The organism is Priestia sp. YIM B13486 (genome assembly GCF_042787865.1).
Lineage (GTDB): Bacteria > Bacillota > Bacilli > Bacillales > Bacillaceae_H > Priestia > Priestia megaterium.
In genome coordinates, this window is the sequence record NZ_JBHZOZ010000015.1 from 1 (window position 1) to 15,363 (window position 15,363).

The following is a 15,363-nucleotide window of genomic DNA, read 5'->3' on the forward strand; positions in this document are numbered from 1 at the left end:
GTCACCGGTACAATACCGACAACTGGCTGTTTAAAAGGTGTTTTGATCCCTGTCTCGAAATCAGGGGTCAGTCCCATTCATCTCGAGGCTTTTCTTTATTTGTCATTTAAAAATTCTTGCAGCGCTTCTTTATTTTTATCTAAATCAATAGCAAGCACCATACCAACACCGCTATACGTTTTGTTTTCAAACGATCCGTCTAACGGCAGTCGCAGACTTTGAACATCTTTCATGTTTCCTGTTACCACATCTTTAGCGAGAAGCATCATACTTTTTGTATCTAAATTTGTATCGATATAAGGATCCATTACGCCGAGAAGCTTCGGTATTTTAAACACGCTGTTTAGGCTTGCTACTTCATCTTTAAGCTTTAAAACGACTTCTTGCTGGCGTTGAACGCGTCCAAAATCACTCATGTTATCATGACGAAAACGTACATAGCCAAGCAGTTGTTCACCGTGTAAAACTTGGGTACCTTTGTGAAGCGTCATACCAATTCCCGAAGACATGTCGTGAGGCACGGTTACTTTAATGCCATCAGGTGCAATCGTATCTACAATTTTTGAAAACCCTTCGAAGTCCACAACTGCATAATAGTTAATATCGATATCAAAATTTTGTTTGATCGTTTTACGCAGCAGCTCAGGACCTCCGAACGCGTAAGCAGCATTCAGCTTTTGCTTGCCGTGTCCTGGAATATCCACATACATATCCCTCATAAGGGAAACAATTTTCGGATGTTTGCTTTTAGAATCGTAGTGAGCAATTAAAATAGAGTCTGTACGAGAATGCTTTTCCCCGCGCGAGTCACTTCCTAACAGCAGCATATTTACTTCTCCGTTATTTGGGAGACTGCCTTGAAACTGTTCAAATGTCGTGCCGTCATCCGCAAATTTACCATCGCTTGCCATCGATAGCCCTTGCTTATATTGGAAATAGCTGTATATGCCTCCAACGATAATAAAAAGAAACAACAAAGCAAAGAACACTCTGCCCCATCGAACTCTTCTTCTTCTTTTGCGTCTTGTTCGCTCCACGTTTCTGTCACCAGCTTTCTTTTTCAATGAAGTTCTCATAAAACAAGCAAGTAGCTAAGCTTTTAAAAAGCTCCTCTACTTGCTTGTTTGGATTGTATGGTGTGAAAGCTTACATTACTTTTCTGTTTCTTGGTCTTTTCCATACATGTATTTTGATGGATCGACCGGTTTAAAGTCATCTAATTTATTAAATCGTAATAAATCACCGTATAACACTTTATCAGAAAGTTCTAGCTCTCTTCCAACTTTCTTTTTATAAGCTTTCGCTTCGTCTGTTGCTGTGATTCTTTCTCCCGTGTTTGTATCGTAATACTTGCCGTCAATTGACGTGTATTTCGGAGAAACATAATCACCGTTTCTAAATGCTACTACCTGATCATGGTCTTTTGATAATAAATCTGTACCGAATTGAACATACTCTTTACTATCAATTCCCACTAAGTGAAGAAGCGTAGGTACTACGTCAATTTCACCGCCGTACGTATGGTTCACTCCACCTTTTACGCCTGGTACGTGAAGGAAGAACGGTACGCGTTGAAGCTGAGCGTTTTTATATGGCGTAATTTTCTCGCCAAGAACTTTTTCCATTGCTTTGTTATGATTTTCAGAAATACCGTAGTGGTCACCGTAAATCATAATAACTGAGTTGTCATATAAGCCTGAAGCTTTTAGCTCTGTAAAGAATTCTTGCAGTGATTCATCCAAATAACGAGCCGTTTGGAAATAACGGTCTACCGTTCCATCTCCTGTGTTTGCCGGCTCAATGCTAGCATCGCCTTTATCAAGGACAAATGGGAAATGGTTTGTTAATGTAATCATATGCGCATAGAAAGGCTGCTTCAATGACTGTAGCATTGGCATAGATTCTTTGAAGAATGGCTTATCTTTTAATCCATAGTTTACTTTGTTATCACCAGTCATATTGTAATAACTTGCGTCAAAGAATTTATCCACACCGAACTGTTTATAAATTTCATTACGGTTCCAGAACGTTTTATAGTCTCCGTGTAAAACGGCACTTGTATAGCCGCCCTCTTGATCTAAGATCGCTGGTGCTGCTTGGTACGTGTTGCGGCCTTTTAAGCTAAATGCTGATCCTTGAGGCAAGCCGTATAATGATGTATCCATCATAAGCTCTGCATCAGCTGTTTTACCTTGTCCTGTTTGATGGAAGAAGTTATCAAAATACATAAATTCATTTCCATTTGCTAATGAGTTTAAAAACGGCGTTACTTCTTGCCCGTTTAACTTGTAGTTAATCAGGAACGACTGAAATGATTCTAGATGAATTTTAATAATGTTTTTTCCTTTTGCTTTACCGGCATACTCAATATTTGGAGCTGCATAGTGACTTGTACTGAAGTTTTTCACTGTTGTTAAGTCATCACTGCTTGCGAATGCTCGCTGCTTTGAGTTTTTAAACGTTTGAACTGCATCATACACCGTGTAGTTGTATGCTCCTAAATATTTCACTAGGTAGTTGCGATCAAATGTTCTTGTTAGTAATTCAGGGCGATCTTTTTCAGCATAGTGCAAGTTAATTGCAAAAGCGATAGCTCCTGCCGCTAGTACCATGAACGTATAGCGGAATTTAAGGCGTGCTTTTGGCCATTCGATTTTTCTAACAAACAATAGCGCAATCAGTAAAACGATATCTACAAAGTAAAAAATATCGTGAGCTTTTACTAAATCAGCGATACTGCCTCCTAAATGACCCGCATTGCTTGTTTGCGTTAAAGTAGGCAATGTCACAAAGTCATTGAAGAATCGATAATATAAAATATTGCTGTACAAAATGACCGTCATGATTGTACTAAGGATAAGCGTCCAAACGATGGCTCTTTTCCCTTTTGCAAACAATGCTAACCCTAAAAAGATCAAAGTTGAACTAATTGGATTAATAAACAATAACGTTTTTTGCATTGAGTCACTTATATCTAAGTTGAACTCCACTTTGTAAGACATGTAAGACTTGATCCACATGAATAAAACCGCTATAAAAAAGTAAAACAACGGCTTTGAAAATAGTTTTTTCATTTTCAAATTCCTTTCACTAAAAAGTAGAGATTTCATGTTCAGCTAACCTCAGGAAAGTCCCCTACATTAAATCGTAACGGTTACGTCCTGCAAAAGATTACCTGAAAATGATTCAATTTGTCAAACAATATCATCTTCATCTCTTTTTTTAGTCATCTACAAAATTTACATTTCAACTTGTAATCTCTTATTTTTTATCGTGATGTTAATATTACACAATTGTTAATTTGTAAATTTTGTTCTCCCTATATTGCATACATATTAATTTACCACATTTCTGCTCTGCAATAAAAGTATTTTTATTTTATTAGGCATAATATTTCACATACTGAATGAAAAGGTACTATTGTACTGGACGTTATTCTTCGCTTGCTGTTAGGACTAGTAAAAATAGACTGATCTATGCTTAGTCTTTATCTTCATCAACAGCTATGCGGTCTCCGTGTGCAAAGGGCTGTGAAATAACTAGAAACTCAATCTCTTCGCTCGAACGATTCATCATTTGATGAAGAATGGACGGAAGCACTTCTATTCCTTCATGTGCTTTTACATCATAAATAATTCCGTCTACTTCTAGAGCAGCTGTTCCTTTTAGCACAAAGAAAAATTGCTGTGCTCTCGTGTGATAATGCCTTACCTCTTTCGTATGAGGAGGCATGCGCTCATGAATAATACTTACGTCTTTATTTTTCACTAGGTGCCACCCATCGCATTTTCCTCCCCACACGTAGTGTTCTGCGTTTTGCTTACTGACTTTCATGACTAGCTCCCCTTTTTCTAATAAATGAAGACCTGCAGATGAAATAGAAATTCTATGTGATCTTTTTAATCTTGCTATTGGAAATACTTTTTTTAGATGAAGGTTTTGGCTTCAAAGTAAAAAGCATTCCTAAAAAGATCAAAACAATGCCTGCCAGCTGAAAAAGCGTCGGGCGAAATCCCGTGAATGCTGTATCTAATAAAATAGCAACGGCTGGATCTAAAAACACTAGAACCGAAATCACCTGAGTTTTTAAGTAGCGCAGGCTGTCGAAAAACAAATAATACACTAAACCAGTATGTACAAAGCCCGTTACCAAAATAGCTGTCCAATTGGCCGCTGTTAAGAAATGAAAATCACTAAAATGAACAAACGGCAATAATAAAAAAATCCCTAAAAAAGTCTGAATAAATGTAACAGCGTAAGCACTCGTATGAATAATTCCTTTGCCAAGCAGCGTTGTGCATGCATAAAACAAAGCGGCTAAAAGCGCCCACAGTATTCCTGAAGACATGAAGCCATCAATCGTAAGTTCCTTCACCCCAATAATCAGAAGTGTTCCCACAAAACAAGTGAAAATAGACATAACGCCAAGAACCGTTAATTTCTCCTTAAAGATAAAGCTTCCCAGAAGCAATACTAAGACGGGTGCAAGATGATAAATAGAAATAGCTACCGTAACGGACATCATTTCAAATGCTTTAAATAGAAACACCCAGTTAAACACAAGGAATATGCCGCACAGTAAAATCTGCTTTATTTCTTTGGCATTCCATTTCTCCCTTTTATATTCACCGGTTACAAACCAGCACATTCCTAGAAAAAGCGTTGCACAAATACAGCGAACAAATACTAAATCAAAAGAAGGAAGTCCAGTTTGTGTGGAGAAAAAGCCAATTGAACCAAAAATACTCATTGAAACCATCATTTTTACCATTGGGCCAGCTTTCATTTTTCCACCTCACTTTCAGAAAACTATTATTATTCAAACATAAAGAAGTCTATTTGTAAATTAATGGTTCATAAGCTCTGTTCCATGAAAAAGCAAAAAGCGCAAAGACACGGGGTCAGTCCCATCGTCTTTGCGCTTTTCTGTCTTTCTTTTAATCTTCAACCGGGAACCAGCCTGGTGTGTTAATAACGGCTTGCCACAGCGGGTCAGGAATCACAAGCTTTTCCTGATCTTTTTTGCTTAATGTTGTCACAATTTCATTTTCACGGCCTTCTTTGACTTTTTGAACCCAGTCTGGATCCATAATTAATTCACGGCCAATCGCAAGCAGTGGAATGCCGGTTTCAAGAGCTGCTGCTGCTTCGTCTGCTGTATGAATAGAACCTACGCCCATCACAGGTACGCGGCTTCCTACGCGCTCTTGAATAATCTCAATACGTGAACGAGTATCTTCCACGCCTCGGCGAGGTTTTGACCAGAATTCCATTAGCGATACGTGAAGGTAATCAAGGTCTTTTTCTGCTAGTGCATCAACTAACTTCAACGTATCAGCCATTGTAATTCCAGGCGTTTCAGGCTCTTCTGGCGAGAAGCGATAGCCTACTAAAAATGGCTCTTTTGCATGTTTAGAAACGGCTTGCTTTACTTCGTCTACAATTGCCAGCGGGAATGTTAAGCGTTTTTCTACGCTACCGCCCCATTTATCTTGGCGGCGATTAGAATGCGGAGAAAAGAACTGCTGAATTAAATAGTTATTTGCTCCGTGGATTTCAACTCCGTCAAATCCTGCTTCAATAGCACGGCGCGTCATCTCACCAAAATCATGAATAATGCCGTCGATTTCTTCATTTGTTAACTCTCGAGGCACCGGTGCTCCTTCTTGTTCTGCAGCAACAGCACTTGCGCTAACAACCTCTCCATTTGGAACAAGCTCAGGCGGACACATGCGGCCTCCGTGAAAAATTTGAAGAACTGCTTTTGCTCCTTGATCTTTAATGGACGTTGCTAAACGGCGCAGACTAGGAATCATTTCATCGCTGTCTGCAGCAAACTCTCCGTGAAATCCTTTGCCGTTCGGCGTTCCGTATGTACATGCTGTAATGACCATGCTAACACCGTTTGAACGTCGTACATAGTAGTCTACTTCTGCATTTGATACTGTTCCATCTTCATTTGATGAAAAATTTGTCATAGGCGCAAGAATAACGCGGTTATCTAATTTGATGCCATTTGAAAAAGTAAACGGCTGTAAAAGCGGCTCATACTTTTTATTTGTCATTTTGTTTCCCTCCAAAAATGATACGGTCAAAAATATTGGCATATTATAGGTAGAAACTGTTTTTCCTTCCTATAATATGTGTCATTTAAAACTGTAACTTTAAAATATACTGTTATTTTAATCTGTACAGTTTCGCCTGTCAAAGAATAAGACTTTCTCATATAAAAAAGCACTCATATACTGAGTGCTTTTTTATCATTGCGAAAGAGGTCCCTGATTATACATGAATGCTTTTACTTTTACATATTGAGCTTCTAACTCTTGAAGTGTCAGTTCGTATAGGTGCCGATTTCCTTTTTTATAAATACCAAAATTCAATAGCGCATTAATAAACCAATTTCTCTTATGTTCCGTTTCAGGCTGTGTGTGTTGTTTCACCATTTCCACCACCTAAGTTTATCTCATTTTAATTTTGCAAAGCATTCGCTTTTACATAAAGGATTTTACTTCTGTACGATGAAAAAACAGTGAAATAGAGAGTTTTTTTATTTTAAATTTCCGCAGCCGGACCCGCCATTTTTTTGCGTCTTTTTACTCCTGACAATATTTTTTCAATATAATAAATAACAATAATAAAAACCGACATAATAGCAAAATAAGTACCGATTACAACAAAAGGATTCGGACTTTCAAAACCGCCTTCTTTTCCTTTCATCCCTCTTTCCGGACCTCCGCCATCGTGATCAAAGTTCGGACGTTCGTGACCAGCAGATGCCGTCGCCGAAGATTTGTTCTCGCCAAATGAATGGCGATCAAAATCCGGCTTCCCACCGCCTTTTTGCGGCATATCTGAGGAACTTAAATTCAGTACTTTCGCTACTCCTCCAAGCTTTCCAAGAAAACTCGTCTCATTTATTTCGTATATACCAACGACTAACAATGCAACGGTTGCGAGCTTAGCTGCTATGCTCAAGCTTTTCTTTGACTTTTTGAATTTCGTCATGTTTTTACATACATTTATAACCCATTGCCAATGAAGACCTATGTGAGCGGCTACTAGAATTAACACTAAAAATGATACCGAAATATGCGAAACCTTAAACCATTGTTCATTGCCCACATTAATATTTGGAAATACTACTCTTGAAATAAAAATACCGCTAATCATAATAAATGACATCGTAATCAACAGCATGATATTTAAAAAGTAACCAAACTTTGTTCTGCGCGGCAGCTTGCGGTCAAATAATTTAACCGTAACTTTCTTTACCCACTGCCAGTTTAGCAGCACGTGGGTAAAAAAGGCGACGGCAATCGCTAGCCCCGCAATTTCATGAAACGTTAACCCTCCCAATACTTGTTTGTTAAAAAATAAAACAAACGTAACAGCCATTAAAAGATCCAGTCCAAATCGGACGTACATCATCTTTTTCACTCTATTCATTCTCCTCAGCTATGTATTTGTCAAAACAACCTCTTTTTCATATTTCTTAATGTAAGCAGAGTTGGTGAAAATTAGGTGAAACGACTGGTTTTTTTACCAAAATAACCAGTCCTGAATTCTATAAAAAACAAAGTTCCATCATTTTATTTTTTAGAAAATAGCTGTTGACAAAGAAAAAAGAAGCACGTATAGTAATGGTTATTCATCAAGAACTTTCAGATTTTAATCAAAAACACAGCGATTGGGAGTAGTAGAAGCTTATTATTCGGTCAAGAGAGCTACGGGTTGGTGTAACGTAGTCCAATAATACTTTGAACTCGCCCAGGAGTGGTAATTCAGAAAGAATGCAGAAGTATTCTCTAAGTTTTAACGTCTAACCTTCGTTATCAGGTTTTAAGCAGGGTTCTTTAAGAGCCAACAAGAGTGGTACCGCGGTTAGCTAAAGCTTATCGTCTCTTCTCTCATTTGATAATGAGGTAGGAGACGATAAGCTTTTTTTATTTTATAAAAAAGTGGAGGGAAAAGTCATGAAGAAGGACAACCAAGGTTTGCAGCGAACAATGACTTCACGTCACATTATGATGATGGCGCTAGGTGGAGCAATTGGCGCTGGTTTATTTAAAGGAAGCAGCTCAGCTATTGATATGGCAGGACCATCAGTTATCATTGCTTATTTAATTGGCGGAATTATTTTACTATTCATTATGCAAGGTCTTGCTGAAATGGCGGTTCGAAACAGTGACGCACGAACGTTTCGTGATTTAGTTCAGTCGATTTTAGGAAGCTACCCCGCTTATTTTTTAGACTGGATTTACTGGAAAATGTGGGTGTTAAACATTGCAGCTGAAGCTGTTGTAGCAGCTATTTTTATTCAGTACTGGCTTCCTGATTATCCAATTTGGATGCTTGCTTTAGGCGTATCCGTTATTGTCACAGTTATTAACTTGCTTTCGGTCAAAGCATTTGCTGAAACGGAATACTGGTTAGCATTAATTAAAATTACGGTCATTGTAATCTTTATCATCGCTGGACTTCTGTTACTATTTGTATCATTTGGTCACCATACCGCAGCGGGCTTTTCGAACTTGAGCGATCACGGCGGTTTCTTTCCTAAAGGACCAACTGGGTTAATTACAGCGATGCTAGTTGTCATCTACTCTTACGGTGGAACTGAAATCATCGGGGTAACGCTAGCTGAAACAAAAAACCCTGAAAAAGTAGTACCAAAAGCCGTGCGCAGCACATTAACGCGCATCATTGCTTTTTATCTGTTCCCGTTTTTTATCATCGTGAGCTTGATTCCTTGGAATGAAGTGAACGGCGTTTCTCAAAGCCCTTTTGTAATGGTATTTAAAATGTTTGGAATTCCCGGAGCAGATCATATTATGAATGCCGTGATCTTGTTAGCCGTTATTTCTTCAATGAACTCAGGGCTTTACGGTTCATCACGTATTTTGTATACGCAAGCAGTAGACGGTCGAGTGCCGAAGATATTTTCGAAACTTTCTGTTAACAGAGTTCCTGTCTATGCAATCTTAATGTGTACATCATCTCTTTATGTGGGCGTGTTGATTTCCTTATTTGCAGGAAGTAAAACATTTGATTATTTGATGGGATCCTTAGGATATACCGTGTTGTTTATTTGGTTGATTATTGCGATCGCACACTTAAAGTCCCGCAAAGTTCAGCCAGAAGCATCGAGCAGCTACTCTGTTAAATGGTTTCCTTATACGACGTGGGCTGCCCTAATTGCACTAAGCGCTATTTTAATTGGTGTTATCTGCACAACCTCCGTTGTTATTACGGCTATTACACTAGCTATCTATTTATTTATTACAGCTACGTATATCTTTAAAGGCCGCTTTTATCGATCATCGGCAGTCAAGCACGCTAAATAAAAAAACGCCTCCTTTGAGTCATCAGAGGAGGCGTTTTTTTATTTAAAATGATAAGTACCAATAGCCAAGTGCAAAGCCGATATAGTTACCAATAATATAGCCAAGCGTTCCTACTACCAAGATAGGACCAACCAAACTTCCCCATCCTTTAGCAATTGCCATTGCACTTGCTGTCGTAGGTCCCCCTACCGTTGCATTGCTCGCCAGTAAAATATGTTCTAAATCAATTTTAAATACTTTTCCTAAAAGCAGCCCCACTATTAAATTACTTAGTCCCACAATGAGCACAAATAGAATCAAAAGAGGTGCTTTTTCAACAATTAACGGAATGGACGCCGGCACTCCAATGACAACAAAGAAAATATAAATGAAGTACGTGCCGATTTCTTGGCTTCCGCTAATGTTTTTAAAATAAGAAGGAAATAGATAAATGACAAGAAACGTAAGTGTGGAAAGCAATAAGTATTTTTCGCTCAAAATAGTATGTAATAATGTTTGAACTACCGAAACATTTGGACCGGTTGGAATGATTGTTCCAAACCATTCGGCTAATTTAAACGATGCAACCACTAGAAAAAATGATGTACCAATTGAAGCCGCCACGTCTTTTAACGAAATTTCTTTTTTTGCCCAATATTTTTCTGCAAGCGTATGGCGATCATTTTCTCCATATTGCCCAGCCTCTACTTCTTGAATATGAGGCGTCTTAAAATGTTTTCTAAAAAACTTCATAGAAGGAACAAACATATACACGGCAAACAGCAAAGCCATGACCATATTATCAGCAACCACCGTCGCGGAAACCATTTGACTTGATGGTTCAAATTTAGCCGTAACGGTAGCAAAATTAACCCCTCCGCCTACATAAGAAGCGCCGATAGCAGCTGCAATTTTTGCTAGTTCAGGAATATAATCTTTTAATAACAAGAAGCCTGCCGTGCTCCCTATAACCGTTCCTACTGCACAGATTAAGAAAATAAAAAGCAGCTTCCGGCTTTCTTGAAATAATTCTTTCATGTTGACTTGAAATAACAATAATGGAATGGCAAGCGGTACTAGATACGCCCAAACCGCATCATAAACCGGAGACTCTGTTGGAATGATTTTTAAATTTGATAGGATAAGCGCTCCCGCTAGCGCAATAATAGCTCCTGACAGAAAAGAAGCCCACTTATACTTTTGTTCGAGAAAAATGCTAACAGAAGCCCAAATCGCTAGAATTCCCCATAGTGCCCACGTATCATCAGCTTGAATAATAGTAAAAATCACAAGCTACTCCTTTCTTTCTCTTTTTCAAGAAATAGAATTTTCAGAAAATACACTTTAAATTTTATCAATATATGCCAAATTCCGTCAATCTATAAAAAAGAGTCGAGGACAAAGTAGTCTAGTTAAAGTGAAACACGAACTATCTATCACAAAGGATGAATAGTTCGTGTTTTTTTATGATTATAGTGAACGTAGGTTTTATGTTGGTAGCTAATTCTAGCTGTTGATTGGAGGACAAGGCGAAGCCTTGCACGGAAATCAACTGCGGTGTCACAAGCAGTCCAGCTCATGTATTCCGATTGTTAGTCTTTAGATTAGATTCATTTCGTTATGTCCCAGCCTCACTTTTTATTTACGAACAAGAACTGGAATCTGCTGCTGAATCTGCTGCAAAGGAGCGCTTGTTTTCTCTGTTAACGAACGCAAGATCCCCCCTTCGATCATACAGTTAATCACAACTGCGAGCTCTCCTGCCTGCTTTTCTTGAAATCCGCTCTCTATCATTTTTTCTCTAAAAAGTTTTTCCCAATCTTGAAACGCTGCGTAGCAGACTTCGCGCAGCGGTTCATTAATAAGCGCTGTTTCTCCAGCCAGCAGCCCAACAGGCATACCAGCAATGCTTTCTTCGTGTTCAAACTGCTTGGACAATTCTTCAATAAAATACTGAATAGCCTGCGATGCGTCAGAAGATTTATTTAGACTTTCTTTAATTTGAACTTGGACGTATTTATTCGTATATTGAACAGCGTGAATCGCCAGTTCTTCTTTCCCTTTTGGAAAATAATAATAAAGAGACCCTTTTGGCGACCCGCTCTCTTTAATAATTTGATTTAATCCTGTTGCATGATAGCCTTGCAGCTGAAAAAGCCGCGATGCTGTTTCTAAAATCTTATCGCGTGCATTTGCTTTCTTCACAAAACGATGCCTCCCCTATATAATAAGTGGTTTCTATAACACTACTTATCATATAAGGAAATGAAATTTTTGTCAAAATAAAGTGAATATTTTACCATTCGTTTTTTCTTTCTTTCATTCCTTATGACCTAATAATTGTTTTTCTTACTTCTTCCGCTAACGGTTGAAGAGGCGTAATAATACGGTCGCTTACCTCCGCCGCCGCTTCTACCATCGAGAGCTGCGCCACTGAAACAACAGTGTTATGCTCTTTTATTAGCTCATGTAAGACATGTTTTACCTTCTGTTTATACTTCTCTAGGTTTCCAGTCATTACTAGTTCAAAAGCACCTTCTATCACAACAGGGCGAACCTTTATCTTTACATTTTGATAAAATGCAAATTCGTCTAGACGCTTCATTGTTCCTTCTATGGTCTCCGGATTTGTAAACACGATAAGCTGCGGTTCTTCTATTTCACATATTCGGCGAAAATAAGGCTCATCGATTTTAATAATTGGAATATCGCTTGTAAATGCTTCTGGTAAAAGAGCAATGTAGTTCGTACACGTGAGTAAAATGGCATCCGATGAACATTCTTTCATCCACTTTAACTGCTTTTCTACTTTTGCAGCTGCTGCCTCCGCTGCAAACTTAGGGTCGGTTGTTATCCGATGTACAAGGCCGGGGTCTACGAAATGCATACAGTTCGCAAACGGCAGCGTTTTTTCTATATAAGAGATGTTCGAATGATGAGCGTGCAGGCAAGCAATTTTCTTCATCGTTTTCCTCCTGTATGATGGTCTTTGAAATACTGAATTAAAAATTCCTGAAACTTTTTCGCAACAGGAGTTAAATATTTATCCTTGTTCCACGCAATCCCAATTACCCTTGAAGCTGAGTCTTCTTTGAGCTTTATTTTTTTAATGCCTCGCAAGTCCACTCCCTTTATTTCAGGAAGCAAGGCAACCCCTAAATGAGCCGCTACAAAACCAATCACCGTCAAAAATTCTTCTCCTTCAAACGTAATATTTGGGACAATCTCCGCTTCTTCAAACAGCTGATCAAAAATTGTTCGGCTTCCGTATCCTTTTTTTAACGCGATAAACGATTCATGAGCCAACTCTGAAATCGAAAGCACTTGTTTTGAGGCAAAAGAATGCGTATCAGGGACATACGCGTACAGCTCGTCTTTCCATAAATATTCCCACTGAATTCCTGCCCTGGATTCCGTTACGGAAGACATACAAAAATCAATTTCTCCTGTTTGAAGCTGATCGAGCATGATGTTCGTGGCGTTCTCAAAAATTTGAAATTGAACGTTCGGATACTCTTGTAAAAAAGCATGAACTAGTTTTGGGACGGATGAAGCGCCTAATGATTTTAAAAAAGCAAACGAAATACTGCCGCGGTGAGGATGAATCAAATCTGAAAGCTCACGTTTAGCTTCTTCCATTTCGTTTAATACTTTAGCCGTTCGTTCATAAAAAAGCCGTCCGTATCGATTTAAAATAACTTGCCTTCCTTTTCGTTCAAATAGCGGCACGCCAAGCTCTGATTCTAATTTAGAAATTGAGCGGCTGAGCGTAGGCTGGGCGATTGATAATTTTTCTGCGGCCTTTGTGAAATGTTCCGTTTGAGCTACAACATTAAAATATTCGAGCTGCTGCCATTCCATTTTTTCACATCCTTTACTTATTACATAATACTATCAATTTCATATAAATTATACATTGGACGTCATAAAAAATTCATGTTTAAATGAAGAACGTAGCACTTGCTAAAAATGTTATGTGTCTGCATAGAATAAGTGTTGAAAGAAGGAATTAGTTTATGGATGTTTCAATTGTTTTAACAATGTTAGCCGTCGGACTGATCTTAGGATTTGTCGGAGCAGGCGGATCAGGTTTTATTATTTCAATTTTAACGCTGCTGTACGGCGTATCTGTACACGTTGCTCTCGCAACGGCTCTTACCGCAATGATTTTCTCTTCTTTATCTGGCGCCGTCAGTCATTACCGCGAAGGTAACGTATCTTTAAAATCCGGTATCTCTGTTGGTATCCTCGGTGCATTAGGCGCTTGGATTGGGTCTAACCTTTCATCCTTTATCCCAGAAGGCGAGCTAAAGTGGCTAACAGCCGGTATGCTTTTATTATCTGGCGTTTTACTTTGGCTGCGTATGTTTTTATTTTCCCGTCAGCAAAAAGAACGTACGATTCCAACAGGAGCTAAATTTATCGTCTATTCTTTACTAATTGGCTTAATCACAGGCGCTCTGTCAGGAATGTTTGGAATTGGATCAACTCCATTTATCCAGCTTGGCCTTATGATGGTATTAGGCTTGTCTATTCGTCAGTCGGCCGGAACGACAATGCTCGTTATTATTCCGATTGCCATCGGCGGGGGAATGGGCTATTATCAGCAGGGCTTTTTAGATATTCCACTGTTGATCCAAGTAGTGGTCGGCACAATGGTCGGTTCCTATATTGGAGCAAAGTTTACAAATCGTGTACCTGCTCCCGTATTAAAAACGTCCCTTGTAGCGCTGCCTATTTTCTCTAGTTTCCTACTTGTTATATAAGAAAAAAGCTTGAACTCTTGTTCAAGCTTTTTTTATGTCCATCTGATAAACAAACTGCTTTCCTTGGTTTCCAAAAATATGCCGGTTTGTATCAACAAAGCCGCTTCGTTTATACAGATGCTGCGCCGCCGTGTTTTTATGGTTCACGCCTAGCACCACTTCATTTTTAGTCGGAAAGTGATGGTTGATAAAAGAAGGAAGAAGTTTCAATGACTTTTTGCCAACTCCCTTTCCTTGATAATCAGGATGAATGGAATACGACCGTATTAAAAGCGCGCCGGAGCTCTCGGTATATTCTTTAACAGCTTTCCCTGCGTCAAGCACGAAAAAGCCGGCTACTTTGTTTTCTGTCAAAATCAAAACGGGCGTTCTATCCTTTTCCTGCTTACACCTAGCTAAGGCTTCAGCGGGAAGTGCCGTATAAATGAGCTGCTCTTTAGGCAACGTATAGCTATGTATAGATGACTCGTAGGCTTCACTATAAAACGCTAGTGCTACATTTACTGTATTATCCATTCTATACCTTACCCCTTTTTCCATAGTATAACATGCACAAAAAAAGCCGCATAAAGCGGCTTTTCCTTTATCTAGCGTCGGATACAACGGTAAAGCGTTCGTTTATATGCTCTCCTCGCTCAATTTCATCAATGACTGCAATGGCGTAATCAGCATAGCTGACATGGCTGTTTCCTTCTGAGTTTAAAATAACATGATCTTTCCCTGTTTTATAAGCATCTGTTCGTTTTCCTGAAGGATTAAAAAATGCTGCTGGGCTAATAAACGTCCAATTAATATCGCTTGTACTTTCTAAGTCTTTTAAATTTTGAGCTTGATTGTCAGCTGTCGCTTTGTACTCTTTTGGAAAATCAGGCGTATCCGCTAGACGCGTCGTTTTCTCCTCATCAACAAACAAACTGCCTGCTCCTCCTACAACAAGAAGACGAACGTCCGGAGCTTGTTTAAATACATGGATTAACGATTGCCCCGCTTCTACATGCAGATGTTCTTTTCCTTCAGGAGCTCCAAACGCATTCACTACTGCGTCGAAACCTTCAATATCGTTTGCCGTAATATCAAAGATGTCCTTTTCCAATGTACGAACATCCCGTTCTTCTACTTTGCCCCCATCACGTACGATTGCCGTTACATCATGCCCGCGATTTAAAGCCTCTTTTACGATAAAACTTCCTGCTTTTCCTGTAGCACCTACGACTCCAATTTTCATTTTATAACCTCCAGTAAAATTCTCTATATTTAGGTAATAGCCTTTT

Annotated in this window: 15 protein-coding genes and 1 other annotated feature; of the genes, 2 read left to right on the plus strand and 13 right to left on the minus strand. The window is 38.9% G+C overall.

Features of this window, described 5'->3' with window-relative positions:
- Window positions 1–95: 95 nt before the first annotated feature.
- From ACFX4G_RS24775 to ACFX4G_RS24805, 7 genes are all read right to left on the minus strand, one after another.
- Window positions 96–1,076 carry an LCP family protein gene (locus ACFX4G_RS24775; protein ID WP_406884522.1) on the minus strand — a complete coding sequence of 327 codons (981 nt, stop codon included), beginning with the start codon at window positions 1,074–1,076 and terminating at the stop codon, window positions 96–98.
- Window positions 1,077–1,151: 75 nt separating this feature from the next.
- Complete coding sequence (gene ltaS / locus ACFX4G_RS24780; protein ID WP_028410968.1) at window positions 1,152–3,074, minus strand: lipoteichoic acid synthase; 1,923 nt, start codon at window positions 3,072–3,074, stop codon at window positions 1,152–1,154.
- A gap of 406 nt (window positions 3,075–3,480) precedes the next feature.
- On the minus strand, window positions 3,481–3,834 hold the full coding sequence (locus ACFX4G_RS24785) for a cupin domain-containing protein (protein ID WP_028410967.1): 354 nt from the start codon (window positions 3,832–3,834) through the stop codon (window positions 3,481–3,483).
- A 52-nt stretch (window positions 3,835–3,886) separates the two neighbouring features.
- Window positions 3,887–4,786 carry a DMT family transporter gene (locus ACFX4G_RS24790; protein WP_028410966.1) on the minus strand — a complete coding sequence of 300 codons (900 nt, stop codon included), beginning with the start codon at window positions 4,784–4,786 and terminating at the stop codon, window positions 3,887–3,889.
- Window positions 4,787–4,937: 151 nt separating this feature from the next.
- On the minus strand, window positions 4,938–6,065 hold the full coding sequence (locus ACFX4G_RS24795; protein ID WP_323617859.1) for an NADH-dependent flavin oxidoreductase: 1,128 nt from the start codon (window positions 6,063–6,065) through the stop codon (window positions 4,938–4,940).
- 195 nt (window positions 6,066–6,260) lie between these two features.
- Complete coding sequence (locus tag ACFX4G_RS24800; RefSeq protein ID WP_034649488.1) at window positions 6,261–6,446, minus strand: Fur-regulated basic protein FbpA; 186 nt, start codon at window positions 6,444–6,446, stop codon at window positions 6,261–6,263.
- A 109-nt stretch (window positions 6,447–6,555) separates the two neighbouring features.
- Window positions 6,556–7,440 (minus strand): DUF4405 domain-containing protein, encoded by an 885-nt coding sequence (locus tag ACFX4G_RS24805; RefSeq protein WP_043978345.1) that lies wholly within the window; start codon window positions 7,438–7,440, stop codon window positions 6,556–6,558.
- A 237-nt stretch (window positions 7,441–7,677) separates the two neighbouring features.
- Window positions 7,678–7,909, plus strand: a binding site (T-box leader).
- A 67-nt stretch (window positions 7,910–7,976) separates the two neighbouring features.
- On the opposite strand from ACFX4G_RS24805, the gene ACFX4G_RS24810 reads away from it, so the two are divergent.
- The gene (locus tag ACFX4G_RS24810; RefSeq protein ID WP_162214857.1) at window positions 7,977–9,347 is read left to right on the plus strand and encodes an amino acid permease; all 1,371 of its coding nucleotides are present in this window, start codon (window positions 7,977–7,979) and stop codon (window positions 9,345–9,347) included.
- A gap of 42 nt (window positions 9,348–9,389) precedes the next feature.
- Here ACFX4G_RS24810 and ACFX4G_RS24815 read toward each other — a convergent pair whose 3' ends face one another.
- The 4 genes from ACFX4G_RS24815 to ACFX4G_RS24830 all read right to left on the minus strand — a co-directional run bounded on the left by ACFX4G_RS24815 (window position 9,390) and on the right by ACFX4G_RS24830 (window position 13,187).
- The gene (locus ACFX4G_RS24815) at window positions 9,390–10,616 is read right to left on the minus strand and encodes a DUF819 family protein (RefSeq protein ID WP_043978340.1); all 1,227 of its coding nucleotides are present in this window, start codon (window positions 10,614–10,616) and stop codon (window positions 9,390–9,392) included.
- Between the two features lie 348 nt (window positions 10,617–10,964).
- Entirely contained in the window at window positions 10,965–11,531 is a 567-nt protein-coding gene (locus ACFX4G_RS24820; RefSeq protein ID WP_043978336.1) for a TetR/AcrR family transcriptional regulator, read from the minus strand.
- Between the two features lie 121 nt (window positions 11,532–11,652).
- Entirely contained in the window at window positions 11,653–12,291 is a 639-nt protein-coding gene (locus ACFX4G_RS24825; protein WP_377577670.1) for a hypothetical protein, read from the minus strand.
- A complete protein-coding gene (locus ACFX4G_RS24830) occupies window positions 12,288–13,187 on the minus strand; it encodes a LysR family transcriptional regulator (protein ID WP_043978330.1) in 900 nt (299 codons plus the stop codon). Before ACFX4G_RS24830 ends, ACFX4G_RS24825 begins: the two co-directional genes overlap by 4 nt.
- Before the next feature lie 155 nt (window positions 13,188–13,342).
- Between ACFX4G_RS24830 and ACFX4G_RS24835 the strand changes: the two genes are divergently transcribed.
- Window positions 13,343–14,092 (plus strand): sulfite exporter TauE/SafE family protein, encoded by a 750-nt coding sequence (locus ACFX4G_RS24835; RefSeq protein ID WP_043978328.1) that lies wholly within the window; start codon window positions 13,343–13,345, stop codon window positions 14,090–14,092.
- A 21-nt stretch (window positions 14,093–14,113) separates the two neighbouring features.
- Here the strand turns inward: ACFX4G_RS24835 and ACFX4G_RS24840 are convergent, their stop codons facing one another.
- Both ACFX4G_RS24840 and ACFX4G_RS24845 read right to left on the minus strand, forming a co-directional pair.
- Window positions 14,114–14,608 carry a GNAT family N-acetyltransferase gene (locus ACFX4G_RS24840; protein WP_043978326.1) on the minus strand — a complete coding sequence of 165 codons (495 nt, stop codon included), beginning with the start codon at window positions 14,606–14,608 and terminating at the stop codon, window positions 14,114–14,116.
- A gap of 67 nt (window positions 14,609–14,675) precedes the next feature.
- Window positions 14,676–15,317, minus strand: a complete 642-nt coding sequence (locus ACFX4G_RS24845) for an NAD(P)-dependent oxidoreductase (RefSeq protein ID WP_043978324.1) — start codon at window positions 15,315–15,317, stop codon at window positions 14,676–14,678.
- Window positions 15,318–15,363 lie beyond the last annotated feature (46 nt).

What these genes read in the sequence shown, in the direction of transcription:
- ACFX4G_RS24775 (WP_406884522.1), bottom strand. Translation starts at nt 1,076, where the DNA reads ATGAGAACTTCATTGAAAAAGAAAGCTGGTGACAGAAACGTGGAGCGA.
- ltaS (WP_028410968.1), bottom strand. Translation starts at nt 3,074, where the DNA reads ATGAAAAAACTATTTTCAAAGCCGTTGTTTTACTTTTTTATAGCGGTT.
- ACFX4G_RS24785 (WP_028410967.1), bottom strand. Translation starts at nt 3,834, where the DNA reads ATGAAAGTCAGTAAGCAAAACGCAGAACACTACGTGTGGGGAGGAAAA.
- ACFX4G_RS24790 (WP_028410966.1), bottom strand. Translation starts at nt 4,786, where the DNA reads ATGAAAGCTGGCCCAATGGTAAAAATGATGGTTTCAATGAGTATTTTT.
- ACFX4G_RS24795 (WP_323617859.1), bottom strand. Translation starts at nt 6,065, where the DNA reads ATGACAAATAAAAAGTATGAGCCGCTTTTACAGCCGTTTACTTTTTCA.
- ACFX4G_RS24800 (WP_034649488.1), bottom strand. Translation starts at nt 6,446, where the DNA reads ATGGTGAAACAACACACACAGCCTGAAACGGAACATAAGAGAAATTGG.
- ACFX4G_RS24810 (WP_162214857.1), top strand. Translation starts at nt 7,977, where the DNA reads ATGAAGAAGGACAACCAAGGTTTGCAGCGAACAATGACTTCACGTCAC.
- ACFX4G_RS24825 (WP_377577670.1), bottom strand. Translation starts at nt 12,291, where the DNA reads ATGAAGAAAATTGCTTGCCTGCACGCTCATCATTCGAACATCTCTTAT.
- ACFX4G_RS24830 (WP_043978330.1), bottom strand. Translation starts at nt 13,187, where the DNA reads ATGGAATGGCAGCAGCTCGAATATTTTAATGTTGTAGCTCAAACGGAA.
- ACFX4G_RS24835 (WP_043978328.1), top strand. Translation starts at nt 13,343, where the DNA reads ATGGATGTTTCAATTGTTTTAACAATGTTAGCCGTCGGACTGATCTTA.
- ACFX4G_RS24840 (WP_043978326.1), bottom strand. Translation starts at nt 14,608, where the DNA reads ATGGATAATACAGTAAATGTAGCACTAGCGTTTTATAGTGAAGCCTAC.
- ACFX4G_RS24845 (WP_043978324.1), bottom strand. Translation starts at nt 15,317, where the DNA reads ATGAAAATTGGAGTCGTAGGTGCTACAGGAAAAGCAGGAAGTTTTATC.